Origin of the sequence: Streptomyces sp. NPDC017246, from assembly GCF_044331325.1 — a bacterium.
Taxonomy (GTDB): Bacteria; Actinomycetota; Actinomycetes; order Streptomycetales; family Streptomycetaceae; genus Streptomyces.
The window spans coordinates 127296-150578 of the sequence record NZ_JBIRMW010000008.1; the positions used below are offsets into that span (position 1 = coordinate 127296).

Sequence of the window (23283 nt, forward strand, 5' to 3'; positions counted from 1 at the left end):
ACGTGCACACAAATTCGGCTGGCTCGCACACGCGCACGACAGCTCGTGGATGGCGACCAGACAACACGTCTGAGGAGACAGTGCTGTGACCGGGATCAAGACGACCGGCGAGAAGAAGCTGATGCTCTTCTCCGGCCGCGCCCACCCCGAGCTGGCCGAGGAGGTCGCGCACCAGCTGGGTGTCGGCCTCGTTCCGACCAAGGCGTTCGACTTCGCCAACGGTGAGATCTACGTCCGCTTCCAGGAGTCGGCCCGTGGCGCGGACTGCTTCCTGATCCAGAGCCACACGGCTCCGATCAACAAGTGGATCATGGAACAGCTGATCATGATCGATGCGCTGAAGCGGGCCTCGGCCCGCAGCATCACCGTGATCATCCCGTCGTACGGCTACGCCCGCCAGGACAAGAAGCACCGCGGCCGCGAGCCGATCTCGGCGCGTCTGGTGGCGGACCTGCTGAAGACGTCGGGTGCGGACCGCATCCTGACCGTGGACCTGCACACGGACCAGATCCAGGGCTTCTTCGACGGCCCGGTGGACCACCTGTCGGCGCTGCCGGTGCTCGCGGACTACGTGGGTGCCAAGGTCGACCGTTCCAAGCTGACGATCGTCTCCCCGGACGCGGGCCGCGTGCGGGTCGCCGACCGCTGGTGCGACCGCCTGGACGCGCCGCTGGCGATCGTGCACAAGCGTCGTGACAAGGACGTCGCCAACCAGGTCACCGTGCACGAGGTCGTCGGTGACGTGAAGGGCCGCGTCTGTGTCCTGGTGGACGACATGGTCGACACCGGCGGCACGATCTGCGCCGCCGCCGACGCGCTGTTCGCGCACGGCGCGGAGGACGTCATCGTGACGGCCACGCACGGCATCCTGTCGGGTCCGGCCGCGGACCGTCTGAAGAACTCCAAGGTGAGCGAGTTCGTCTTCACGGACACGCTGCCGGTGCCGGGCGCCCTGGAGCTGGACAAGATCACGGTGCTGTCGATCGCGCCGACGATCGCGCGCGCGGTGCGTGAGGTGTTCGAGGACGGTTCGGTGACGAGCCTCTTCGAGGAGCACTGAGCCACGGCGCACAGCTGAGCCGCGAGGGCCGTTTCCCCGTTCGGGGGAGCGGCCCTCCGCCGTGTCCGGGAGGGGTGCCGGTGATCGAATTGGGTGGTGGGGCGGTGGGCCGGTAGACTGCCGTAGTTGCTCGGCGAGGGAGGCCGTACCCGTACGGATGTACAGGGTCACGGCGGTCCGTTATCGACGCGCTCTTCGTAGCAGGCCATCGCCAGTCGTGGCCGGGTGACCACATTTGTCGTCACCTTTCTACGAGGAGTGCACCATGTCCGAGGTCAAGCTCGCCGCTGCCGTCCGTACCGAGTTCGGCAAGGGCGCCGCCCGTGCGATCCGCCGCGCCAGCCAGGTTCCCGCCGTCGTCTACGGCCACGGCTCGGAGCCGGCGCACGTGACCCTCCCGGCCCACGAGCTGGCCCTGGCGCTGCGCACGCCGAACGTCCTGCTCTCCCTGGACGTCGACGGCAAGAACGAGCTGGCGATCCCGAAGGCCGTCCAGCGTGATGCCATCAAGGGCTTCCTCATCCACGTCGACCTGCTCCTCGTCAAGCGCGGCGAGAAGGTCACCGTCGAGATCCCCGTCCAGGCCGAGGGCGAGCTCAAGGCCGGCGGCAACCTGCTGGAGCACGTGCTCAGCACCCTCTCCATCGAGGCCGAGGCCACCCACATCCCCGAGGCCGTCACGGTCTCCGTGGAGGGCCTGGAGGCCGGTGCCTCCATCCTCGCCAAGGACATCGAGCTCCCCAAGGGCTCGACCCTGGTGACCGACGCCGACGCCGTGGTCCTGCAGGTCCTGGCCGCGCAGGCCGAGGAGCCGGCCGCCGACGCCGAGGCCACCGAGGGTGCCGAGGCCTGAGCCGTAGGCTCTGCCTGACGTGACGGGGTGACGGGCCGCACGGCCCGCCACCCCGTTTTCTCGTATGTGGACGTATCTGGACGAGGAGACCCGACGCACATGACCGACGACGCGAACGCGCCCTGGCTGATCGTCGGCCTGGGCAACCCGGGGCCCGAGTACGCGGCCAACCGGCACAACATCGGGTTCATGGCGGTGGACCTGCTCGCCGAGCGGATGCGCGGCTCGTTCAAGCGGGCGGGGAAGGCACAGGCGCAGGTCGTGGAGGGCCGGATGGGTCCGCCGGGGCCGGCGAGCCGTCGGGTGATCCTCGCGAAGCCGATGTCCTACATGAACCTGTCGGGCGGACCGGTGACGGCGCTGCGCGACTTCTACAAGGTGCCGACGGCGCACATCGTGGCGATCCACGACGAGCTGGACATCGACTACGGGGTGCTGCGGCTGAAGATCGGCGGCGGCGACAACGGGCACAACGGTCTGAAGTCGATGACGAAGGCGATGGGTGCGGAGTACCACCGGGTGCGGTGCGGGATCGGGCGTCCGCCGGGCCGGATGCAGGTGGCGGACTTCGTCCTGAAGGACTTCTCGTCGACGGAGCGCAAGGATCTGGACTGGTTCGTCGACCGGGCCGCGGACTCGGTGGAGTGCCTGGTGGCGGAGGGCCTGGAGCGGGCGCAGTCGGCGTACAACTCCTGACCTCGTCCCGCGCGGCGGGCGGACGGCCGCGGAGGCCGGAGGGCCTCTTGCGGTACGACTGTACGATCCCGGGTCATGACGCACGTCCGTAACGCCGCCATGGCCCTGGTCGCCCTTCTTCTCGTCGTCGCGGGCGCCTGGGCCTCCTGGAGCTCGGCCCAGCACGTCCTGCTCGCCAAGGGGCGGGAGCACGGCACGCTGACGGTGACCGGCTGCACCGAGGAGACGTGCAGCGGCCGCTACACCCCGGAGGACCCCTCCTCGACGCGCCGGTCGCTGACGATCGCGCGTTCGGTCGCGGCCGAGCCGGGCGTGACGATCCCGGTGGTGGTGAAGCCGGGGACGGACGAGGGTGTGCGGACGGGCTGGGGCGGCGGTCTGCACGCGTGGCTGCCGCTGGGCGGAGCGCTGCTGCTCGCGGCGCCCCTGATAGGCGGGGGCCTGCGGCTGCCGAGGACGGCGTGGTCGGCGGCGGGAGCGGGCGGGGCGCTCCTGGTGGCGGCTTTCTTCGCGCTCTGAGGGTTGCGGCCGGATGCCACCAGAACCCGGCGTGATCGTTATGGGCCTCTGGCATGGGGGCCGAGTCGGGCGATGGATAGGCTGCCCCCCTGCCACCCCCCACGGCATCCCTCATCCCATAGATGGACGACTGCACATGCGACGTTCTCTCATACCCGCCGCCGCGTTTGTCGCGGCCATGGCAGGCTCTCTCGCCCTCGCTCCCCTGGCTTCCGCGTCGGAGGGCCCCCAGCCGCTCCCGCTGCACCAGATCGAGGACCTTCCCCTGACCGCCGGGGAGTTCGGCGAGAAGGGCGACTGCCCGACCGTGCCGGCCGGCAAGGACGGCTGGCACTTCGTGCTGCCGGGCAGCGGCAAGGGCGACTCCGCCGTCTTCACCAAGCTGACGGTCGAGTTCCAGCCGGGTGGCATCCAGACCATCACGACCTTCGGCCCGCCGAGCGACAAGCACGCCTACGCGAGCTCCGAGCCGGGCGCCAAGCTGGTCGCCGCCTCCGCGGAGGTCTCCGGCCAGGTCAAGCAGGGCTGGTTCAACCTGTCCCACACCTGCCCCGCGACCCCGACCCCGACCGGCACCCCCTCGGGCACGCCGTCCGGGACTCCCTCGGGCACCCCGTCCCAGACGCCGTCCGAGACTCCCTCGGGCACCCCGTCGGAGACCGCGTCCGTGACCCCCACGGGCACGCCGAGCGAGTCCGTCTCCCCGACCGGGACCCCTGGCGCCTCCGAGACCCCCGGCGGCACCGGGTCGCCGTCCGCGACCACCCCCGGCACCGGTGCCACGGGCGGCACCGGCGGCACCGGCGGCGACCTCGCCGAGACGGGCTCCAGCGCCCCGGTCGGCGTCCTCGCCGCCGTCGCCGTGGCCCTCGCGGGTGCCGGCGCGTTCCTGGTGAGCCGTCGTCGCAAGGCCCAGCAGCACTGACGTACCCCGTCATGACGGTGCCCCCGTGGAGAGAACTCCACGGGGGCACCGTCCTGTGTACGGCAGGCGTCAGCCGGTGTTGCGGAGGCCCGCGGCCACGCCGTTCACGGTGAGGAGCAGGGCCCGCGCGAGCAGCGGGTCCGGGTCCTCGCCGCGCTCGGCGGCGGTGCGCTGGCGGTCGAGCAGGGCGACCTGGAGGTAGGAGATCGGGTCCAGGTAGGCGTCGCGGATGGCGAAGGTCTGCTGGAGGACCGGGTTGGAGTCCAGGAGCGTCTCGCCGCCGGTGACCTTGAGGACCTCGGCGACGGTCAGCGCGTGCTCGGCCTCGATGGTGTCGAAGACGTGCTTGAGCTCGTCGGGGACCAGGGTGTCGACGTAGTGGCGGGCGATCCGCAGGTCGGTCTTCGCGAGCGTCATCTCGACGTTGGAGAGGAAGTTGCGGAAGAAGCCCCAGCGCTCGTGCATCTCGCCGAGGACCGGGTCGAGGCCGGCCTCGCGCAGGGCCTTGAGACCGGAGCCGACACCGAACCAGCCGGGGACGATCTGGCGGGACTGGGTCCAGCCGAACACCCAGGGGATGGCGCGGAGTCCGTCGAGGGAGACGCCTGAGCCGGGGCGGCGGGAGGGCCGTGAGCCCAGGTGCAGGTCGGCGAGCTGGTCGACGGGGGTGGAGGCGAGGAAGTACGCCGGCAGGCCGGGGTCCTCGACGAGCTTGCGGTACGCGGTGTGGGCGGCGTCCGAGACGGTGTCCATGGCCGCGTCCCAGCGGGCCAGGGCCTCGTCGGACTGGCGCGGCGCGGTGTGCAGGGCGGAGGCCTGGAGCGTGGCCGCGACCGTCAGCTCCAGGTTCTCCCTGGCCAGGGACGGGATGAGGTACTTGTCGGAGATGACCTCGCCCTGCTCGGTGACCTTGATCTCGCCTTCGAGGGTGCCCCAGGGCTGGGCGAGGATCGCGTCGTGCGAGGGGCCGCCGCCGCGGCCGACGGTGCCGCCGCGGCCGTGGAAGAGGCGGAGCCGTACGCCGTAGCGGTGGGCGACGTCGCGCAGCCGGCGCTGGGCGCGGTGGATCTCCCACTGGGAGGTGGTGATGCCGCCGAACTTGGAGGAGTCCGAGTAGCCGAGCATGACCTCCTGGACGTCGCCGCGGAGCGAGACGAGGCGCCGGTAGGAGGGGTCGGCGAGCATGCCGTCGAGGATGACGTCGGCGGCCTTGAGCTCGTCGGTGGTCTCCAGGAGCGGCACGATGCCGATCTTGGCCCAGCCGCCGTGCAGGTCGATCAGTCCGGCCTCGCGGGCGAGGACGGCGGCGGCGAAGACGTCGTCGGCGCCCTGGCACATCGAGATGATGTAGGACTCGATGACCTCCGGGCCGAAGCGCTCGAAGGCCTCCTTGATGGTGTGGAAGACACCGAGGGTCTTCTCGCCGGCGGCGTCCAGCGGGGCCGGGGTCGGCGCGAGCGGGCGGCGCGAGCGCAGCTCCTTGGCGAGCAGCTTCCGCCGGTAGTCGCGCGGCATGTCGGCGTACCGCCAGGACTCCTCGCCGAGGCGGTCGAAGAGCTGGCCGAGGGCGTGGTGGTGGGCGTCGGCGTGCTCGCGGACGTCCATCGTGGCGAGCTGGAGGCCGAAGGCCGAGAGGGTGCGGATGGTGCGGTCCATCCGGCCGTCGGCGAAGAGGCCGCCGCGGTGCTCGCGCAGCGAGGTCTGGATCAGGGTGAGGTCGTGGACGAGCTCGGCGGTGCCGAGGTAGTCGCGGCCGTCCTGGTGGGGGGTGCCGGCGGCGAGGCGCTCGCGGGTGTTGACGAGCTTCTGCCGGATGCAGGTGGCCTTGAGCCGGTAGGGCTCCTCGGCGTTGAGGCGCTTGTAGCGGGGGCTGATCTCCGGGAGGAGATCCAGGTCGCGCTGGAGGGAGTCCAGGAGTTCCTGGGTGGCTCCGGCGTAGCGGATGGAGTTGGAGAGGAGTCCGCGCAGGTAGTCGACGAGTTCGAGGGCGTCGGTGATGCCGTGCTCGTGCTGGAGGATCAGGATGTCCCTGGTCACCTGGGGGGTGACGTTGGGGTTGCCGTCGCGGTCGCCGCCGATCCAGGTGCCGAAGGTGAGCGGGCGGGTGCCGGAGGGCAGTTCGACGCCGACGCGCTCCAGCTCGGCGGCGAGGTCCTCCAGGACGTCGCCGACGGCGCCGGCGTGCAGCTCGTCGAGGTAGTAGATGGCGTTGCGGGCCTCGTCGGCGGGCTCGGGGCGGACGACCCGGAGCTCGTCGGTCTGCCAGATGAGGTCGATGTTCTCGGCGAGCCGCAGGTCGAGGCGGCGCCGGTCGGCCTCGATGAGCGGGGTCTCCAGGAGGGCGGCGATCCGGCGCAGCTTGTTGAGGACGGAGCGGCGGGCCGCCTCGGTGGGGTGCGCGGTGAAGACGGGCCGGACGTTGAGGTTCTTGACCGTCTCGCGGACGTGCTCGGGGTCGCCGTCCTTGAGCATGTCGGCGGTGCGGGCGAGGAGGCCGCCCTCGGCGGCGCGCTTCTCGCGCATCTCGCGGCCGCGGTGGACCTGCTCGGTGACGTTCGCCAGGTGGAAGTAGGTGGAGAAGGCGCGGACGAGCTTGGCGGCTGTCTCCAGCTCGACTCCGCGGAGCAGCTCGGCGGCGGCCTCGCCGTCCTCGCGGGTGAGGCTGCGGACCCGCTCGACGAGGTCGAGGAGCTCGTGGCCCTCCTGGCGGACGAGGGTTTCGCCGAGGAGATCGCCCAGTCGGCGGATGTCGGCGCGCAGCTCGGTGCTGGCGGTGGGGGTCTGGTCGGCACTGCTCACAGGTGCGGCTCCTTGCAGTGTTTGAGCACGTCTGGAGGGGTTCTGGAGGCTTGCGGACCGCGCTGTCCGACGCACCCAGGATAGGTGTCCACATTGTGGTCGACGGGCAGGGCCCTCTTGCGCCCCCTTGCCGCGCGCCCCGGCGCTGCCATACTTACGACGCCGTAGGTTACGGAAGCGTAGCCAAGCGCCCCTTTCCTACCGTTCCGCTCTCATTCCTTCCTCATTCCTTCCTCATCCCTTCATCCCCAGGGGACACCCATGACCACAAGCCCCGAGTTGCTCGAAGCCGAACAGGACCTGCCCTCCGCCACGCTCGGCGGGGACAAGAAGCGATCGATCGAGCAGATCACGCTGCTGCTGTTCATCACGGTGCCCTTCATCGCCCTGGTCGCGGCCGTGCCGCTGGCCTGGAGCTGGGGCGGCGTGTCCTGGCTCGATCTGGGACTGCTGGTGGCGATGTACTACATCGGCTGCCACGGCATCACGATCGGCTACCACCGCTACTTCACCCATGGCTCCTTCAAGGCCAAGCGGCCGCTGCGGATCGCTCTGGCGATCATGGGCTCGCTGGCGGTGGAGGGTCCGCTGGTGCGCTGGGTGGCGGACCACCGCAAGCACCACAAGTTCTCCGACGCCGAGGGCGACCCGCACTCGCCGTGGCGCTTCGGCGAGACCGTGCCGGCCCTGATGAAGGGGCTGTGGTGGGCGCACATCGGCTGGATGTTCGACGAGGAGCGCACGCCGCAGGAGAAGTACGCGCCCGATCTGATCAAGGACCCGGCGATCCGGCGGATCTCCCGCGACTTCATCTTCTGGACGATGCTGTCCCTGGCGATCCCGCCGCTGGTGGGCGGTCTGGTGACGATGTCGTGGTGGGGCGCGTTCACCGCGTTCTTCTGGGGCTCCCTGGTGCGGGTCGCGCTGCTGCACCACGTGACCTGGTCGATCAACTCGATCTGCCACGCGGTGGGCAAGCGTCCCTTCAAGTCCCGGGACCGTTCGGGCAACGTGTGGTGGCTGGCGGTGCTGTCCTGCGGCGAGTCCTGGCACAACCTGCACCACGCGGATCCGACGTCGGCGCGGCACGGGGTGCTGCGCGGCCAGGTCGACTCCAGCGCGCGGCTGATCCGCTGGTTCGAGCTGGCGGGCTGGGCGAGCGACGTGCGCTGGCCCGCGAAGGCCCGCATCGAAGCCCGGCGCCAGAGCCCGTCCGCAGACGCGGCATGATGGAAGACGTGGCGATCGACGGCAGGACCAGTGGCACCGGCAGCGGCGAGCAGAAGCCCCGGCGGGGTCGCCGGGTGCGGATGACGGGCGCGGAGCGCCGGGAGCAGCTGCTGGACATCGGCCGCACGCTCTTCGCCGAGAAGGGCTTCGAGGGCACGTCGGTGGAGGAGATCGCGGCGAAGGCCGGGGTCTCCAAGCCGGTGGTGTACGAGCACTTCGGCGGCAAGGAGGGGCTGTACGCGGTCGTCGTCGACCGGGAGATGCGTCAGCTCCTCGACGGGGTGACGGGGGCGCTGACGGCGGGGCATCCGCGGGAGCTCCTGGAGCAGGCGGCGTTCGCGCTGCTCGACTACATCGAGAACTACACGGACGGTTTCCGGATCCTCGTACGGGACTCTCCGGTGGCGCAGTCGACGGGGACGTTCGCGTCGCTGATCAGTGACATCGCCACGCAGGTGGAGGACATCCTGGGCCTGGAGTTCAAGGCCCGCGGTTTCGACCCGAAGCTGGCGCCGCTGTACGCGCAGGCGCTGGTGGGCAGTGTGGCGCTGACCGGTCAGTGGTGGCTGGACGTCCGCAAGCCGAAGAAGGCGGAGGTCGCGGCCCATCTGGTGAATCTGGCGTGGCACGGTCTGGACGGTCTGGAGCCGAAGCCCCGGTTGATAGGGCACCGCAAGAACTGACGCGGCGCGGTGGTGCCGAGGCGGGACGGAAGAACACACCGGACGGTCTGATTCGGCCGGCAAACCCCTGGCGCTCTGTCAGCCCACGAGTAGAATCGTGTTCAACATCCGGGGGGGTGTTCCGACCGTCCTACGAGGTCGTCTCCGCGTGCCTTCCGTCATGCGCTGACGCCGTTCGACGCCTGTGCGAACCCCCCTGGCTGGTTCCGTTGAACCTCTGATCCCTGGGGGGGATCTTTTTGTTCTTCCTGCACTCCAAGCGTGCCCGCCGTGTCGCCGGCTGCACCGCTCTCGCCCTCTCCGCGGGCATGCTCCTCGCGGGCCCCGCGTCCGCCGACTCGCCGGCGCCGCGTCCGGCCGTCGAGAAGCCGGTGGCGGCCCCGAGCGGTCCGTCGAAGCGGATCGTGCCGCAGGCGGACGGTGCCCGGTCCGCCGGGATCGCCGGCGCCACCGCCGCCGCCATCGCGCCGCGCGCGGACCTCGACGGTGACGGTACGAGCGACCTGCTCTACCGGACCGGCGGCTCGGTCTTCTCGGTGTCGACCACGGCCGACTCCGCCGAGTTCTCCGCGAATGCCGAGTTCGTCAAGGACATCATTCCGATCGGTGACCAGGACAAGAACGGCAGCGGTCCCGAAATCCTGACGCTGTCGAAGTTCGGCGCGCTGTCCCTCTTCGGGGACGCGACCACGTCGTACGCCGGTCACCGCTGGACCGGCGCCGGCTGGCAGATCTACAACAAGATCTTCTCGCCCGGCGACATCAGCGGTGACGGCCGCGCGGACGTCCTGGCCCGTACGCCCTCCGGCGAGCTGTGGGTCTACGTCTCCACCGGCTCGCCCTCCGCCCCGTTCCACGCGCGCCAGAAGGTCGGCAACGGCTGGCAGGCCTACGACCAGCTGATCGGCCTCGGCGACAGCGACGGCGACGGCCTGGGCGACTTCCTCGCCCGTACGCCCACCGGCGGTCTCTACTACTACGGGAGCACCGGCAGCCCGTACTCGGTGAAGCGGGCCAAGTCGGTCGGTCAGGGCTGGCAGCAGTACAACCAGATCGTCGGTATCGACGACGACAACCGCAACGGTGTCCCCGACCTCCTCGCGCGCGGCAACGACGGCACGCTGTGGGAGTACTTCGGCACCGGCGGCGGCGGCTTCTCGGCCCGTAAGCAGGTGGGCGCCGTCGGCGCCTGGTCCGGCGCCGACCAGCTGAGCGGTGCGGGCAACGTCCCGGCGCACGGCAAGGAGGGCGTGGTCGCCCGCGACAAGGCCGGCACGCTCTTCTGGTACAACTCGCTGAACACGGGCAAGCTCGCCCCCCGCGCCCAGATCAGCAGCGACGGCGGGTGGAACGGCGCCACCCTCTTCGAGGTCAACTCGCTGGGCCGCGACGGGATCTCGGACACCCTGGAGATCTACCAGGGCCGTCTCTACAGCGGCGAGACCGACTTCGGCGGCGGCTGGAGCGGCATCAACCAGATCGCCGGCCCCGGCGACCTGAACGGTGACGGCACCGGGGACTTCGTGGCCCGGGACCGCTCCGGCGTGCTCTGGCTGTACCGGAGCAACTACGACGGCACCTCGCTCCACGCCCGTGTGAAGATCGGTGGCGGCTGGGACGGGTACGACCGGATCGTCGGCTCGGGCGACTACAGCGGCGACGGTCTCAACGACCTGGTGGCGCGGGCCAAGGACGGCAACCTGTACCTGTACCAGGGCACCGGTCAGGCCGGGTACCCGTTCAAGGCCCGCGTCAAGATCGGCGGCGGCTGGAACGTCTACCCGAAGATCGTCGCCCCCGGTGACGTCACGGGTGACGGCAAGGCAGACCTGCTCGCGGTGAACGCGGGCGGCGAGCTGTTCCGCTACTCCGGCAACGGCGAGGCGGACAACGTCTTCAAGCCGCGCGTCTCGATCGGTCGCGGCTACCAGATCTACAACGGTCTGTACTAGTCGTACCGCGCACGGCCAAGGGCGCCCCGCACCGGAACTCCGGTGCGGGGCGTCCGCGTGTGTCAGGCGGGTTTTCGGGCGACGGCGAAGATCCGGCGGAAGGGGAAGACCGTGCCGTGCGGGCCGGACGGGTAGGCCTCGCGGAGGAGGGCGCGGTACTGGCCGAGGAAGGCGTCGATCGCCTCCTGGTCGTCGCCCAGGGTGGTGAGGACGGGCCGCAGGGCCGTTCCCTTGACCCAGTCGAGGACGGGGTCCTCGCCCTGGAGCAGCTGGCAGTACGTGGTCTCCCAGACATCCGTCTCGCAGCCGAGGTCGGTGAGGCGGGTGAGGTAGTCGGAGGCGTCGAGGATGTGGACGAAGCGGCGGCCCTGGTCGCCGAGGCGGGCGCGCCACTCGGGGGTGTCGCAGAGTTCGCCGAGCAGGGCGTGGCTGGGCGAGGTGAAGTTGCCGGGGACCTGGAAGGCGAGGGTGCCGCCGGGGTGGAGGCCGTCGATCCAGTCGGCGAAGGACTCGGGGTGGTTGGGGACCCACTGGAGGGCCGCGTTGGAGACGATCAGGTCGTAGGGCTCGGTGGGGGTCCAGTGGGCGGCGTCGGCGGGCCGGAAGTCGATCCAGCCGCCGCCCCTGGTGGTGCCGGACCAGTCCTTCTCGGCCTGTTCCAGCATCTCGGGCGAGAGGTCGAAGCCGGTGATGTGGGCGTCGGCCCACCGGTCGGCGAGGAGGACCGTCACGTTGCCGGGGCCGCAGCCGAGGTCGGCGATGCGGGCGGGCCGGTCCTGGGCGGGCAGGTGCGGTATTCGGGTGAGCAGGTCGAGGAAGGGCCGGGTGCGGTGCCCGGAGTGCCGGAGGTACTGCTGTGGATCCCATGTCGGCGCGGATGGTGCGGCGGATTCCACGGAATGCATGTTCGAAGCCCCCTTGCTGGAACGAGTTGCCGAAGCGGAACGGAGTTCCGGCCGGGTCCCTTCCCCATAGTCCAGGGAAATATATCTTGAAGTCAAGATACTTGACATCGAGAAACTCGAATACAAGAGACTTTATGTCAACAGACCCTCTACACTGATCGTCATGGAGGACGAGGTCGACCGACTGGTCGCAGCATGGCGCCGCGAGCGCCCCGACCTCGACGTGGAACCGCTCGAGGTGCTCAGCCGCGTCTCGCGGCTCGCCCGGCACCTCGACCGCGCCCGTCGACTCGCCTTCTCCGAGCACCAGCTGGAGCCCTGGGAGTTCGACGTCCTCACCTCCCTGCGCCGCGCCGGCGCCCCCTACCAGCTCTCCCCCGGCCAGCTCCTGACCCAGACCCTGGTCACCTCCGGCACCATGACCAACCGCATCGACCGGCTCACCAAGAAGGGTCTCGTCGAGCGGCTCCCCGACCCCAGCGACCGCCGCGGCGTCCTGGTCCGGCTCACCCCCGAGGGCCGCGACCGCGCCGACGAGGCACTGGCCGGGCTCCTCGCCCAGGAGCGCGCCATCCTGGCCCAGCTCTCCCGCGGCCAGCGCGGCGAACTCGCCGGGCTGCTACGCCAGCTGACCGCCCCGTTCGACAACGTCCCCGGATAGTCCGGCCAGGGGCGCCTCGCCCAGCTGAGCCGGTCCCACGCCCGCCCGCCGGGCCAGCGCCACCGCCGCCAGGGTCGAGTGCACGCCCAGCTTCCCCAGCACGTTCTGCATATGTGTACGGACGGTGTGCGGGGAGAGGAAGAGCCGCTCCGCGACGGCCTTGCGGCCCAGACCCGCCACCATGCAGCGCAGCACCTCCCGCTCGCGCGGGGTCAGCGCCTCCACCAGCCGCTCGCTGTCCGTCCGGTGCTTGCGGGCAGCCGTCAGCTCCCGCAGGACGCCGGTGAGCAGCGCGGGCGGCAGATGCGTCTCGTCCCGCAGCACCCCCCTGACCACGGCGAGCAGCCGCTGGAGCGAGCAGTCCTTGGCCACCCAGCCGGAGGCGCCGGCCTGGAGGGCGAGGGCGGCCCGGTGCGCGTCGTCCTTCTCCGCGAGGACGACCGTACGGACCGCGGGCTGGAGTTGGCGGACCCCCGCGACCAGGGAGATCCCGTCGACGACGCCCTCGGCGTCGTCCGGCACCGCGCGGGCCACGGCCCCCGGGGGCCCCGCGCCCAGCTCGGCGTCGACGAGCAGCACGTCGAATCTGCGCCCCTCCGCCGCGCCGCGTTCCAGGCAGCGCAGAGCCGCCGGGCCGCTTCCCGCGGCGGAGACGTCGACATCGGGCTCGGCCGCGAGTGCGGCGGCCAGCGATTCGGCGAAGACGCGGTGGTCGTCCACCACGAGGACACGGATACGTGCCACGGGCACCCCCAAGTGTCGAGAAACGGAACCGACGCGGGCACGGCGCCGGAGGCGGGTCCGTCATCCACGCGGCCGCCGCCGTGCGTTGACTGTTACCCCCGCTCACGGCGCCGTACCCGACCGGGTCTCGCCCCCTGAACAGCACCGGCCCCCACCGGCGCTGCCCAACAGAGTAGGGGCGGGGCGCCACGGTGGGGGCCGATTCGCGGAACTGTCCGAAGTCGTACCGGCGTACGAGGGGTGTCGGAGGCCCGCGACGGGGGTGTCAGAGCCGGCGGGCACCCGCCGAGGGGACGGCCGGGAAGATCCCGGGGGCCGCGTACCCGGCCTCGGCGAAGGCCTTCCCGACGGCGGCCGCGACCTCGTCCGCCCGGTCGGTGTCGACGAGGACGAGGGCCGAGCCGCCGAAGCCTCCGCCGGTCATCCGGGCGCCGAGCGCCCCGGCGGCGTTCGCGGCCTCGACGACGAGGTCCAGTTCGGGGCAGGAGACGCGGAGATCGTCCCGGAGGGAGGCGTGCCCCTCGGTGAGGACGGGGCCGACGGCCCGGGTGTCCCCGGCGTCGAGCAGGGCGATCGTCCGCTCCACACGGGCGTTGTCGGTGACGACGTGCCGCACATAGCGAAGAATCGTCTCGTCGTTCAGGCGTGCGAGCGATTCGGGCAGATGCGCGGCGCTCACGTCACGCAGGGCACGGGCGCCGAGCGCCCGCGCACCGGCTTCGCAACCGGCGCGCCGCTCGGCGTACGCGCCGTCCCCGAGCGCGTGCTTCACCCGCGTGTCGACCACGAGCAGCCGCAGCCCCTCACGGGCCGGGTCGAAGGGGACCTGACGGTACGAGAGGTCCCGGGTGTCCAGATGGAGGGCGTGGCCCTCCTCGGCGCAGGCGGAGGCCATCTGGTCCATGACCCCGCAGGGGACGCCGACGAAGGCGTTCTCGGCGCGCTGGGCGAGCCGGGCGAGCTCGGGCCGGGACAGCCCGAGCCCGAACAGGTCGTTCAGCGCCAGCGCGGTGACGACCTCCAGGGCCGCCGAGGAGGAGAGCCCGGCGCCGGTCGGCACGGTCGAGGTGAGATGGACGTCCGCGCCCGTCACCGGGTGCCCGGCCTCCCGCAGCGCCCAGACCACACCCGCCGGGTAGGCGGCCCAGCCGCCGCCGGAGAGCGGTGCGAGGGAGTCGACCTCCAGCTGGACGATGCCGCCGTCGATGTCGGCGGAGTGCAGACGCAGCACCCCGTCGTCGCGGCGGGAGACGGCGGCGACGGTGGTGTGCGGCAGCGCGAGCGGCAGCACGAAGCCGTCGTTGAAGTCGGTGTACTCACCGATCAGGTTGACCCGCCCGGGGGCGGCCCAGACACCGTCGGGTGCGGCGCCGTACAGCGCCTCGAAGTCGGCGGCGACGCTCACGCGCGTCCCTCCTCGTCGTGGAAGGCGGTCCGGCGGGCGAAGGCCCAGGCGTCGGCGACGACGTCCGCCAGGTCGGGTCGGGAGGGCGTCCAGCCGAGCCGCTCGCGGGCGGCGTCGGCGGAGGCCACGAGGACCGCGGGGTCCCCGGCGCGGCGCGCGGCGGTGATCTCCGGGACGGGGTGCCCGGTGACCTTGCGTACGGTCTCGACGACCTCGCGGACGGAGAAGCCGTTGCCGTTGCCCAGGTTGCAGATCAGGTGCTCGCCGGCCGGCACGGTGTCCCCGGTCATGGCGTCGAGCGCCAGGAGGTGGGCCTCGGCGAGGTCGGCGACGTGGATGTAGTCGCGGACGCAGGTGCCGTCCGGGGTCGGGTAGTCCTCGCCGTACACGGAGATCGCCTCGCGCCGGCCCAGGGCGACCTGGAGGACGAGCGGGATCAGGTGCGACTCGGGTGCGTGGCGCTCGCCGAGCATGCCGTACGCCCCGGCCACGTTGAAGTAGCGCAGCGAGACGGCGGCCAGTCCGTGGGCGCCGCACTCCCCGCCGATCATGTGGTCGACGGCGAGCTTGCTCGCCCCGTAGGGGCTGGTGGGGGCGGTCGGCGCGGTCTCGGTGATCGGCACGGTCGCCGGCTCGCCGTAGGTCGCGGCGGTGGAGGAGAAGACCAGCCTGCGGACCCCGGCGGCGCGCATCGCGGCGAGCAGGGCCATGGTGCCGCCGACGTTGTTCTCCCAGTACTTCTCCGGCCGGGCGACGGACTCGCCGACCTGGGAGAAGGCGGCGAAGTGCAGGACGCCGTCGTAGGAGTCGTCCAGCCAGGTCGCCGCGTCCTGGACGCGGCCGCGGACGAACTCGGCGCCCTCCGGGACCGCTTCGGCGAAGCCGGTGGAGAGGTCGTCGAGGACGGTGACCCGGTGGCCACGCTCCAGGAGATGGGCGGCGACGACGCTGCCCACGTATCCGGCCCCGCCCGTCACCAGGTACTTCCGCGTCATGCGTGTGCCACCTCTCGGAGTCGTCGGGCCGCGTCCTCCGGCCGTACGTCGTTCATGAACGCGCCCATGCCGGACTCGGTGCCCGCGAGGAACTTCAGCTTGCCGGAGGCCCGTCGGACGGTGAAGAGCTCCAGGTGGAGTCCGAAGTCCTCCCGCCGGGCGTCCGTGAACGGCGCCTGGTGCCAGGCGGCGATGTAGGGCGTCGGCGGTTCGTCCGGGCCGAAGATCCGGTCGAACCGCTTCAAGAGTTCCAGGTAGACCTGTGCGCACTCTGTGCGGGCGGCCCCGTCGAGGGCGAGGAGGTCGGGCACCCGCCGCTTGGGATGGAGGTGCACCTCGTACGGCCAGTGCGCGGCGTACGGCACGAAGGCGATCCAGTGCTCGGTCTCCAGGACGACCCGGTCGCCGTCGGCGCGCTCGCGGTCGACGACGTCGTCGAAGAGGTTCCGTCCGGTCTCGGCCCGGTGCTCGTCGATCCGGCGGCGCATGGCGGCGGTCCGGGGGGCGACGTAGGGGAAGGCGTAGATCTGGCCGTGCGCGTGGGGCAGGGTGACGCCGATCTCGGCGCCCCGGTTCTCGAAGCAGTAGACCTGCTCGACGCCGGGGAGCGCGGAGAGCGCGGCGGTGCGGTCGGTCCAGGCGTCGAGGACGAGCGCGACCCGCTCCTCGGAGAGGTCCGCGAAGGACAGCGTGTGGTCGTCGGTGAAGCAGACGACCTCGCAGCGGCCGACGCCGCCGGAGAGGGAGGGGAAGCGGTTCTCGAAGACCGCCACCTCGTAGCTCTCTTCGGGGATCTCGCTCTCGCGGCCGTCCCGGGCGGGGCAGAGCGGGCAGGCGTCGGCCGGCGGGAGGTAGGTGCGGGCCTGCCGGTGCGAGGCGACGGCGACGTGGTCGCCGGTGAGGGCGTCGTACCGGATCTCGGAGCGGGAGACGACGGGGGTGAGGGGGCGCGGGTCGACGGCGGTTCGGACGGCGTCGTCACGCGTGTCGTAGTAGATCAGCTCGCGCCCGTCGGCGAGCGTGGTGACGGTCTTCTTCACGGGGTGCCCTCCGGCGGATCAAACATAAACACGCACAAGGAATCACATTCAAACATCCCCGTCAACGCCGAAGCCCGCCCCCACGCGGAGTGGGACCGGACTTCGGAACAACCTCGGGTCAGAAGGGCCCCCGCGGCCCCGGCACCGCGCGGTCGAGCAGCCCCGTACGGGCCGCGAGAGCCGCCGCCTCCAGACGGGAGCCCACCCCCAGCTTCATCAGGACCCGCTGCACATGCGTCCGCGCGGTACTCGGCGCGATCCCCATCCCGGCCGCGATCAGCCGGGTGTCCTCCCCCTCCGCGACCCGGACGAGGACCTCCACCTCCCGCTGCGTCAGCAGCCGCAGCAGCCGCTGCCCCTCGTCGTCCGGCTGCGCCGAGGGATGCAGCAGCTCGGCGAAGGCCGACTGGAGCAGCTGCGGCGCCACCGCCGACTCCCCCGCCCTGGCCTTCACCAGGGCGCGCTCGACACCCTCGATGCGCTCGTCGTGCCGGACATAGCCCGAGGCCCCGGCGGCGAAGGCCGCCGCGATCCCGCGCGGCGACGGCACCGGACCGAGCACCACGACCGCCACCTGCGGCCGCTCCCGCTTGATCCGCACGACCGCGTCGAAGGCCCCCGGTTCGGCCGGGGCCGCCGTGCCCAGGAGACAGACCTCCGGCGCCCGGCTCACCACGAGCTCCGCCGCGCCCGCCACCGGCGCGGCCGCCGCGAGCACCCGGTGCCCGCGCAGCTTCAGCGCCGAGGCGAGCGCCTCCGCGAGCAGGCGGTGGTCGTCCACCACCACGAGCCGTACGCCCATCCCGGTCATCCCCCATCCTCCGGGCCCGCCGCTCCCTGGCAACCCTGACCCGGCAAGCTACACGCTCCCCCGCCCCGCATCGCCCCAACCGTGATCACGGGACCCGCCGGGGCGGTGAATTCCCCCCTCCCGGTGACGAACCGGCCCGCCCGCGGACACCGCAACCGACCGACGACTCCTCGGCCCCGGGCCGGGCGCACCCGGCGAGGAAACGCGTGGGCCCCTCCGGATCACCGGAGGGGCCCACGTCGTTCCTGCCGTCCGTCAGGGCGTGACGGCGAAGGAGACCATCAGGTACTTCTTGTCCGTGGTGGTCCCCCTCGGCTTGCTGATCGAGGTCTCCGCGATGATCAGCCGCCCGTCGCCGTAGAGCATCTCCGCGCTACTGAGGCTGAAGCTGGTCTCGACGGTCCGGATCGAGCGCTCCCCCGGGTTCTCCAGGAGCACCGTCTCCTTCATCGTGCCGCCGTGGATCGACACGATCCTGCCGCCCTTGTCGTACGGCGGCTCCTTGTACGCGATGAGGTCGCCCCCGTCCATGCGGAGCGGGACCAGGGTGTACCTGTCGCCCGCGTCCGCCTTCTCCGGCGCGGTCCGCCCGGTGGCCAGGTCGAAGGCGATGATCTCGTTCGTCTCGTCGCCGTACTCGCCGGACGAGCCCTCGTGATCCTCGGTCGGCACGTACAGCCGGCCGTTGCCGACGAGCGCCCCCCGGCAGGCCTCGACCCTGGTCGAGCGGCAGCGGGCCGCGTAATGGTCGGCGTCCGCCGTGATCTTCGCCTTCAGCTTCCCGGTCTTCTCGTCGACGGAGAAGAAGTCCGAGATGCCGCTGCCGTCGCCGGCGCTCTCACCGACGTCGGCCGCGACGACCAGCGGCTTGGTGGAGATGATCGACGCGTACTCCACCCCGGTCGGCATCTTGAACTGCGAGAGCGGGGCGCCCGACACCGGGTCGAGGTTCTGGATCATCACGTACTGGGAGCCGTACGGACCGCACTTGCGGACCGCGACGAGACCCGCACCGCCGCCGTACCCCAGGTCGTAGCAGTTCTCGTCGTTGGCCTGCGGCTTCCAGCGGGGGTTGCCGTTGTTGGCGTCGAAGGCGGCGCCGCCGTCGGTGCCGCCGGCCGCGACCGTGTTCCCGCTGAGCGTGACCTCGGAGAACCGGACCTTCTGGTCACCGGCGGTGCCGCCGGTGATCGAGGTGGACCACAGCAGCTTGCCGGTGTTCAGGTCGACCATGCCGACCTCGGTGCAGAACTGGTAGTAGCGCGGCGCGACCCGCTTCTTGGCCTCGAAGAGGATCGGCACCTTGTTGTCCGCGGTCTTGTGCCGGGAGGCGCCGCAGACCTGACCGGTCAGGGGCAGCGTCCACAGGACGGTGCCCTTGTCGCGGTCGTAGCCGACGACCGAGTTGACGCCCGTCTTCACGTACGCCGTGTCGGTGAGCCACGAACCGGAGACGTCGGTGAGGTCCGCGACCTTCGGCACCTCGACCGAGAACGCCATCGTCGCCTTGGTGTTCGCGGGCGCCTTCTCCTTGCCGCCGCCGCCCAGACCACTGTTGGAGCCGCCGGTCTGCCCGGCGTCGCCGCCCGTGCCCTGCGAGGTGCCGCCCGTGCCCTTGGCGTCCCCGCCCTTTCCGTCGCCCTCGGAGCCGGCGTACCAGATGCCGGCCCCGACGATCAGGACGACGGCGACGACGGCCGCGATGACGATCTGCAGCTGCGCCGACAGCTTCTTCCCACCACCGGGCGCGGGCGCCGGGGCGGGCTGCTGGTAGCCGCCGTAGGACTGCTGCGGCTGGGTCGGATAGCCGTACGGGGGCTGCACGGGCTGCTGGTAGCCGCCGCCGTGGGGCTGCTGCGGGTCGCCGTAGCCCTGCTGCTGCTCGCCGTACGGCTGCTGCGGCGGCGTGGGCGGCTGCTGCGGGTAGCCGTAGCCCTGGTCCTGCTGCTGCGGGTAACCGTAGGGCTGCGGCGGCGTCGCAGGGGAGCCGTACGGCTGCTGCGGCGGCGTCGCCGGGGGCTGCTGCGGGTAGCCGTAGCCCGGCTCCGGCTGCGGCGCCTGCTGCGGATAGCCGTAACCGGGCTCCGGCTGCGGCGGCGTCGGCGCGCCGAAGCCGCCCTGCGGATCCGGGGGCTGGTTCGGTGGGGGTGGCTGCGTCATCGGTCCGTGCACCTCACTTGCTGAACGCCATCATCGTCTTGACCTGCTTCTCTTCCTTGTCGTTCGACGCGGAGACGCGCCCGCTCGCCACGACGAAGGTGCCGGCGCCGTAGGCGTAGCCCGCGCTGTAGAAGCTGTTCTCGACCTGGGCCGTCGACGCCGGGTGCTGGAGCAGGACCTTCGGAGCGCCGCCGGTCGGGGCGATCGTCGCGACGGCGCCGCCCGTGTCGTACGACGGGTCCACGTACACCAGGACCTCGGAGCCCTCCATGCGCAGCGGCGTCATCGACTGCTCACCCGGCGCCTTGGAACGCCACTTGGCCTTGCCGTTCTTCAGATCGAAGGCGACGACCTCGTTGGGAGTGCCGTACGAGGTCTCGGTGGCCATGTAGAAGGTGTTCGCGTCGGCCGCGACACCCGTGCAGCCCTGCAGGTTCTTGCCGAAGATGATCAGACCGCCACCGCACGCCGGGGCGAACTTGTCCTTGCCGCCCTGGATCTGCGAGCGCAGCGAACCGTTGGCGTTGAGCGCGAAGATGGTCCACTTCTTCTGCTCGCGCTGGGTGGCGGAGACGACCAGCGGGTCGATCGAGTAGACCCGGTCCACCTCCCAGTCGGCCTCCAGCTTGAAGGTCCACTTGGGCTTGCCCGTGGTCGGGTCGACCTGGCTGACGCCCTGGATCTTCTTGGTGGTGCTGCCCGACGGGCAGTCCACGGCGGCGATCAGCTTGCTGCCGCCCGCGTACGCGAAGGGCTTGCAGCCGGTCGTCGCCCCGGTGAAGAGCTGCCTGCCGTCGGTCAGGGAGAAGCCGTAGGAGCTGCTCGTGCCGGCGACGGTCACCGTGTTGCCGCTGATGGACAGGGTGTTGTCCGAGAAGGCGAACAGGCCCTTGGGCTTGGGCACGGCCTTCTTCCAGCCGGTCTTGCCCGTCTTCAGGTCGACCTGGACGAGCGAGGTGCACTTGGCGCCGTCCTTGGCGCTCTCGGCGTAGGCGAAGACCATCAGCCCGCTCGGCGAGGGGTCGGACGGCGCCGCGCACAGCTCGAACGGCACGTCGACGTGCCACTTCGCGGCGCCGTCGCCCAGGCCGTAGCCGTCGATGCTCTTGTACATGGCCTTGACGGCGATGTCGCCGACGATCCACGGGCCGTAGACGTCGGCGCCGTTGCGGGGCAGGTCGACGTCGTTCTTGAGCAGCCAGTTGACCTTGGCCTCGCCGTCCTTGCGGCCGGCGTTGAGGTCGTCCTCGCCCTTGTCGCCGTCACCCGTGCCGTCGCCCTGGTCCACCGACTCGGAGGGCTTGGGGGCGCCGGAGGAGGACGTGGCGGAGGAGGTCGGACCCGCGATCGGGTCGTCCTTGTCGTCACCGCCGACGACGGCCCAGGTGGTGACGGCGGCCACCAGGACGGCCGCCGCGGCCACGATCGCGACGAGACCGGTCCGGCCCTTGAGGGGACCGCCGCCGCCTGCGGGCGGCGGGGTGGGCGCACCCGGGTACATCGGCTGGGTGGGGTAACCGCCGTACGGGTTCTGCTGCTGGCCGTACGGACCCGGCTGCTGCTGCGGGTAACCGGGCTGCTGGCCCTGCTGCGGGTAGCCGTACGGAGGCTGCTGCGGGGGCTGCTGCCCGTACGGACCGGGCTGGCCCTGCTGCGGGTATCCGTAACCGGGCTGCGGCTGCTGCCCGTACGGTCCCGGCGCGGTGGGCGGCACTCCCGGCGGCCCGGCCGGCGGCGGCGGGGTCTGCGGTGCCTGCGGCGGCACGGGCGGCGTGCCCTGGTGCGGGCCCTGGTTCGGATCCTGGGGAGCTCCGAAGCCCCCCGGCGGCTGGTTGCTGGGCGGCTGGGTCATCAGCGGTTCCCCCTTGACGTGAGCGGGTTTTCTTTCTACCACTCACGTGCCGGCGCAAAAGCGACCGGTCCACCCCTTGTACCCAAGGGAGGACCGGCCTGTGATGCCCTCGTTATGCGTCCTCCGCCAGTTCGAGCCAGCGCATCTCCAATTCGTCGCGCTCCCCCACGAGTTCCCGGAGCTCCGCGTCGAGCTTCGCGACCTTCTCGAAATCGGTGGCGTTGTCGGCGATCTGCGCGTGCAGCTTGGCCTCCTTCTGGGAGACCTTGTCGAGCTGCCGCTCGACCTTCTGCAGCTCCTTCTTCGCGGCGCGGGAGTCCGCGGCGGAGACCCCGGGCTTCGTCTGCGCGGGCGCGGCGGCGGGCGTCGGGACGGCCGCCTCGATCATCTTCCGGCGCCGCTCCAGGTACTCGTCGATACCGCGCGGCAGCATCCGCAGCGTCTGGTCGCCGAGCAGTGCGAGCGTCCGGTCGGTGGTGCGCTCGATGAAGAACCGGTCGTGGGAGATGACGACCATGGAGCCCGGCCAGCCGTCGAGGAGGTCCTCCAGCTGGGTGAGGGTCTCGATGTCGAGGTCGTTGGTGGGCTCGTCGAGGAAGAGGACGTTCGGCTCGTCCATCAGCAGCCGGAGCAGCTGGAGGCGGCGGCGCTCACCGCCGGAGAGGTCGCCGACGGGCGTCCACTGCTTCTCCTTGGAGAAGCCGAACTGCTCGCAGAGCTGTCCGGCCGTCATCTCGCGGCCCTTGCCGAGGTCGACCCGGTCGCGGATCTGCTGGACGGCCTCCAGGACCCTCAGGGTGGCGGGGAGTTCGGTGACGTCCTGGGAGAGGTAGGCGAGCCGGACGGTCTTGCCGACCGTGACGGTGCCGGCCGCGGGCTGGGTCTCGCCCTGGGTGACGGCCGCGTCGGCGAGGGCGCGTAGGAGTGAGGTCTTGCCCGCGCCGTTGACGCCGACGAGACCGATGCGGTCGCCGGGGCCGAGCTGCCAGGTGAGGTGCTGGAGGAGCGTCTTGGGACCGGCGGTGACGGTCACGTCCTCCAGGTCGAAGACGGTCTTGCCGAGCCGGGCGTTGGCGAACTTCATCAGCTCGGAGGTGTCGCGCGGCGGCGGCACGTCGGCGATCAGCTCGTTGGCGGCCTCGATGCGGTAGCGCGGCTTGGAGGTACGGGCGGGGGCACCGCGCCGCAGCCAGGCCAGCTCCTTGCGCATCAGGTTCTGCCGCTTGCTCTCCTCGGTGGCGGCGATGCGCTCCCGCTCGGCGCGCGCGAAGACGTAGTCGGAGTAGCCGCCCTCGTACTCGTGCACGTCACCGCGCTGCACGTCCCACATGCGGGTGCAGACCTGGTCGAGGAACCAGCGGTCGTGGGTGACGCAGACGAGCGCGGAGCGGCGCTCCTGGAGGTGCTTGGCGAGCCAGGCGATGCCCTCGACGTCGAGGTGGTTGGTGGGCTCGTCGAGGACGAGCAGGTCCTGGTCGTCGATGAGGAGCTTCGCCAGCGCGATCCGGCGGCGCTCGCCACCGGAGAGCGGGCCGATGACGGTGTCGAGACCGTTCTCGAAGCCGGGCAGGTCGAGCCCGCCGAAGAGCCCGGTGAGCACGTCGCGGATCTTGGCGCTGCCGGCCCACTCGTGATCGGCCATGACGCCGATGACCTCGTGCCGGATGGTGGCCTTCGGGTCGAGCGAGTCGTGCTGCGTGAGGACGCCGAGGCGCAGCCCGCCACTGTGGGTGACGCGGCCGGTGTCGGCCTCCTCCAGCTTGGCGAGCATCCGGATGAGGGTGGTCTTGCCGTCGCCGTTGCGGCCCACGACTCCGATCCGCTCCCCTTCGGAGACTCCGAGCGAGACCCCGTCGAGGAGGGCACGGGTGCCGTAGACCTTGCTGACGGCCTCGACATTGACCAGATTGACGGCCACGTTGACTCCTGTACGGGGTGATCGATCGACGTTCCAGGGTACGTCCCTGACCGCGGCCGTCGACGACGAGCGCCT

The 23283-nt window shown here is 71.3% G+C and carries 19 protein-coding genes; 9 read left to right on the top strand and 10 right to left on the bottom strand.

Features of this window, described 5'->3' with window-relative positions:
* Window positions 1-85 precede the first annotated feature (85 nt).
* From ACH4MY_RS20195 to ACH4MY_RS20215, 5 genes are all read left to right on the top strand, one after another.
* Window positions 86-1060 carry a ribose-phosphate diphosphokinase gene (locus ACH4MY_RS20195; protein WP_017241154.1) on the top strand — a complete coding sequence of 325 codons (975 nt, stop codon included), beginning with the start codon at window positions 86-88 and terminating at the stop codon, window positions 1058-1060.
* Between the two features lie 265 nt (window positions 1061-1325).
* The gene (locus ACH4MY_RS20200; protein ID WP_398004869.1) at window positions 1326-1913 is read left to right on the top strand and encodes a 50S ribosomal protein L25/general stress protein Ctc; all 588 of its coding nucleotides are present in this window, start codon (window positions 1326-1328) and stop codon (window positions 1911-1913) included.
* A gap of 99 nt (window positions 1914-2012) precedes the next feature.
* Window positions 2013-2609: an aminoacyl-tRNA hydrolase gene (gene pth, locus ACH4MY_RS20205; protein ID WP_398004871.1), complete on the top strand. Its 597-nt coding sequence runs from the start codon at window positions 2013-2015 to the stop codon at window positions 2607-2609.
* 75 nt (window positions 2610-2684) lie between these two features.
* Window positions 2685-3128 carry a hypothetical protein gene (locus tag ACH4MY_RS20210; RefSeq protein ID WP_398004873.1) on the top strand — a complete coding sequence of 148 codons (444 nt, stop codon included), beginning with the start codon at window positions 2685-2687 and terminating at the stop codon, window positions 3126-3128.
* 136 nt (window positions 3129-3264) lie between these two features.
* Window positions 3265-4053 carry an LPXTG cell wall anchor domain-containing protein gene (locus tag ACH4MY_RS20215; RefSeq protein WP_398004875.1) on the top strand — a complete coding sequence of 263 codons (789 nt, stop codon included), beginning with the start codon at window positions 3265-3267 and terminating at the stop codon, window positions 4051-4053.
* A gap of 69 nt (window positions 4054-4122) precedes the next feature.
* Here the strand turns inward: ACH4MY_RS20215 and ppc are convergent, their stop codons facing one another.
* Window positions 4123-6852, bottom strand: coding sequence for a phosphoenolpyruvate carboxylase (ppc, locus tag ACH4MY_RS20220; RefSeq protein WP_398004877.1), 2730 nt, complete (start codon window positions 6850-6852; stop codon window positions 4123-4125).
* Between the two features lie 261 nt (window positions 6853-7113).
* On the opposite strand from ppc, the gene ACH4MY_RS20225 reads away from it, so the two are divergent.
* The 3 genes from ACH4MY_RS20225 (at window position 7114) to ACH4MY_RS20235 (ending at window position 10717) form a co-directional block, all read left to right on the top strand.
* Complete coding sequence (locus ACH4MY_RS20225) at window positions 7114-8082, top strand: acyl-CoA desaturase (RefSeq protein ID WP_398004879.1); 969 nt, start codon at window positions 7114-7116, stop codon at window positions 8080-8082.
* Window positions 8082-8765 (top strand): TetR/AcrR family transcriptional regulator, encoded by a 684-nt coding sequence (locus ACH4MY_RS20230; RefSeq protein WP_030315379.1) that lies wholly within the window; start codon window positions 8082-8084, stop codon window positions 8763-8765. Before ACH4MY_RS20225 ends, ACH4MY_RS20230 begins: the two co-directional genes overlap by 1 nt.
* Window positions 8766-9004: 239 nt before the next feature.
* Window positions 9005-10717 carry an FG-GAP repeat domain-containing protein gene (locus ACH4MY_RS20235; protein ID WP_398004881.1) on the top strand — a complete coding sequence of 571 codons (1713 nt, stop codon included), beginning with the start codon at window positions 9005-9007 and terminating at the stop codon, window positions 10715-10717.
* 62 nt (window positions 10718-10779) lie between these two features.
* On the opposite strand, the gene ACH4MY_RS20240 is transcribed toward ACH4MY_RS20235, so the two are convergent.
* Window positions 10780-11622: a trans-aconitate 2-methyltransferase gene (locus ACH4MY_RS20240; RefSeq protein ID WP_398004883.1), complete on the bottom strand. Its 843-nt coding sequence runs from the start codon at window positions 11620-11622 to the stop codon at window positions 10780-10782.
* Window positions 11623-11785: 163 nt separating this feature from the next.
* Between ACH4MY_RS20240 and ACH4MY_RS20245 the strand changes: the two genes are divergently transcribed.
* Window positions 11786-12283, top strand: coding sequence for a MarR family winged helix-turn-helix transcriptional regulator (locus ACH4MY_RS20245; RefSeq protein WP_398004885.1), 498 nt, complete (start codon window positions 11786-11788; stop codon window positions 12281-12283).
* Here ACH4MY_RS20245 and ACH4MY_RS20250 read toward each other — a convergent pair.
* From ACH4MY_RS20250 to ACH4MY_RS20285, 8 genes are all read right to left on the bottom strand, one after another.
* Window positions 12242-13027, bottom strand: a complete 786-nt coding sequence (locus ACH4MY_RS20250) for a LuxR C-terminal-related transcriptional regulator (protein ID WP_398004886.1) — start codon at window positions 13025-13027, stop codon at window positions 12242-12244. The two genes, ACH4MY_RS20245 and ACH4MY_RS20250, sit on opposite strands and share 42 nt — an antisense overlap.
* Window positions 13028-13292: 265 nt before the next feature.
* Complete coding sequence (gene galK, locus ACH4MY_RS20255; protein ID WP_398004887.1) at window positions 13293-14432, bottom strand: galactokinase; 1140 nt, start codon at window positions 14430-14432, stop codon at window positions 13293-13295.
* Window positions 14429-15427, bottom strand: a complete 999-nt coding sequence (gene galE / locus ACH4MY_RS20260) for a UDP-glucose 4-epimerase GalE (protein ID WP_398004889.1) — start codon at window positions 15425-15427, stop codon at window positions 14429-14431. The genes galK and galE overlap by 4 nt, the downstream gene beginning before the upstream one ends.
* Window positions 15424-16467 (bottom strand): galactose-1-phosphate uridylyltransferase, encoded by a 1044-nt coding sequence (galT, locus tag ACH4MY_RS20265; RefSeq protein WP_398004891.1) that lies wholly within the window; start codon window positions 16465-16467, stop codon window positions 15424-15426. The genes galE and galT overlap by 4 nt, the downstream gene beginning before the upstream one ends.
* 118 nt (window positions 16468-16585) lie before the next feature.
* Window positions 16586-17269, bottom strand: a complete 684-nt coding sequence (locus ACH4MY_RS20270) for a response regulator transcription factor (protein ID WP_398005302.1) — start codon at window positions 17267-17269, stop codon at window positions 16586-16588.
* Between the two features lie 264 nt (window positions 17270-17533).
* Window positions 17534-19438 (bottom strand): PQQ-binding-like beta-propeller repeat protein, encoded by a 1905-nt coding sequence (locus ACH4MY_RS20275; RefSeq protein ID WP_398004893.1) that lies wholly within the window; start codon window positions 19436-19438, stop codon window positions 17534-17536.
* A gap of 13 nt (window positions 19439-19451) precedes the next feature.
* Entirely contained in the window at window positions 19452-21290 is a 1839-nt protein-coding gene (locus ACH4MY_RS20280) for a PQQ-binding-like beta-propeller repeat protein (RefSeq protein ID WP_398004895.1), read from the bottom strand.
* A 112-nt stretch (window positions 21291-21402) separates the two neighbouring features.
* Window positions 21403-23208: an ABC-F family ATP-binding cassette domain-containing protein gene (locus ACH4MY_RS20285; protein WP_398004897.1), complete on the bottom strand. Its 1806-nt coding sequence runs from the start codon at window positions 23206-23208 to the stop codon at window positions 21403-21405.
* Between the last annotated feature and the right edge of the window lie 75 nt (window positions 23209-23283).

Coding starts and splice junctions, on each gene's coding strand:
- ACH4MY_RS20270 (WP_398005302.1), bottom strand. CDS start 17,269: ATGGGCGTACGGCTCGTGGTGGTGGACGACCACCGCCTGCTCGCGGAG.
- ACH4MY_RS20210 (WP_398004873.1), top strand. CDS start 2,685: ATGACGCACGTCCGTAACGCCGCCATGGCCCTGGTCGCCCTTCTTCTC.
- ACH4MY_RS20275 (WP_398004893.1), bottom strand. CDS start 19,438: ATGACGCAGCCACCCCCACCGAACCAGCCCCCGGATCCGCAGGGCGGC.
- ACH4MY_RS20245 (WP_398004885.1), top strand. CDS start 11,786: ATGGAGGACGAGGTCGACCGACTGGTCGCAGCATGGCGCCGCGAGCGC.
- ACH4MY_RS20230 (WP_030315379.1), top strand. CDS start 8,082: ATGGAAGACGTGGCGATCGACGGCAGGACCAGTGGCACCGGCAGCGGC.
- ACH4MY_RS20200 (WP_398004869.1), top strand. CDS start 1,326: ATGTCCGAGGTCAAGCTCGCCGCTGCCGTCCGTACCGAGTTCGGCAAG.
- ACH4MY_RS20280 (WP_398004895.1), bottom strand. CDS start 21,290: ATGACCCAGCCGCCCAGCAACCAGCCGCCGGGGGGCTTCGGAGCTCCC.
- pth (WP_398004871.1), top strand. CDS start 2,013: ATGACCGACGACGCGAACGCGCCCTGGCTGATCGTCGGCCTGGGCAAC.
- ACH4MY_RS20240 (WP_398004883.1), bottom strand. CDS start 11,622: ATGCATTCCGTGGAATCCGCCGCACCATCCGCGCCGACATGGGATCCA.
- ACH4MY_RS20215 (WP_398004875.1), top strand. CDS start 3,265: ATGCGACGTTCTCTCATACCCGCCGCCGCGTTTGTCGCGGCCATGGCA.
- ACH4MY_RS20225 (WP_398004879.1), top strand. CDS start 7,114: ATGACCACAAGCCCCGAGTTGCTCGAAGCCGAACAGGACCTGCCCTCC.
- galE (WP_398004889.1), bottom strand. CDS start 15,427: ATGACGCGGAAGTACCTGGTGACGGGCGGGGCCGGATACGTGGGCAGC.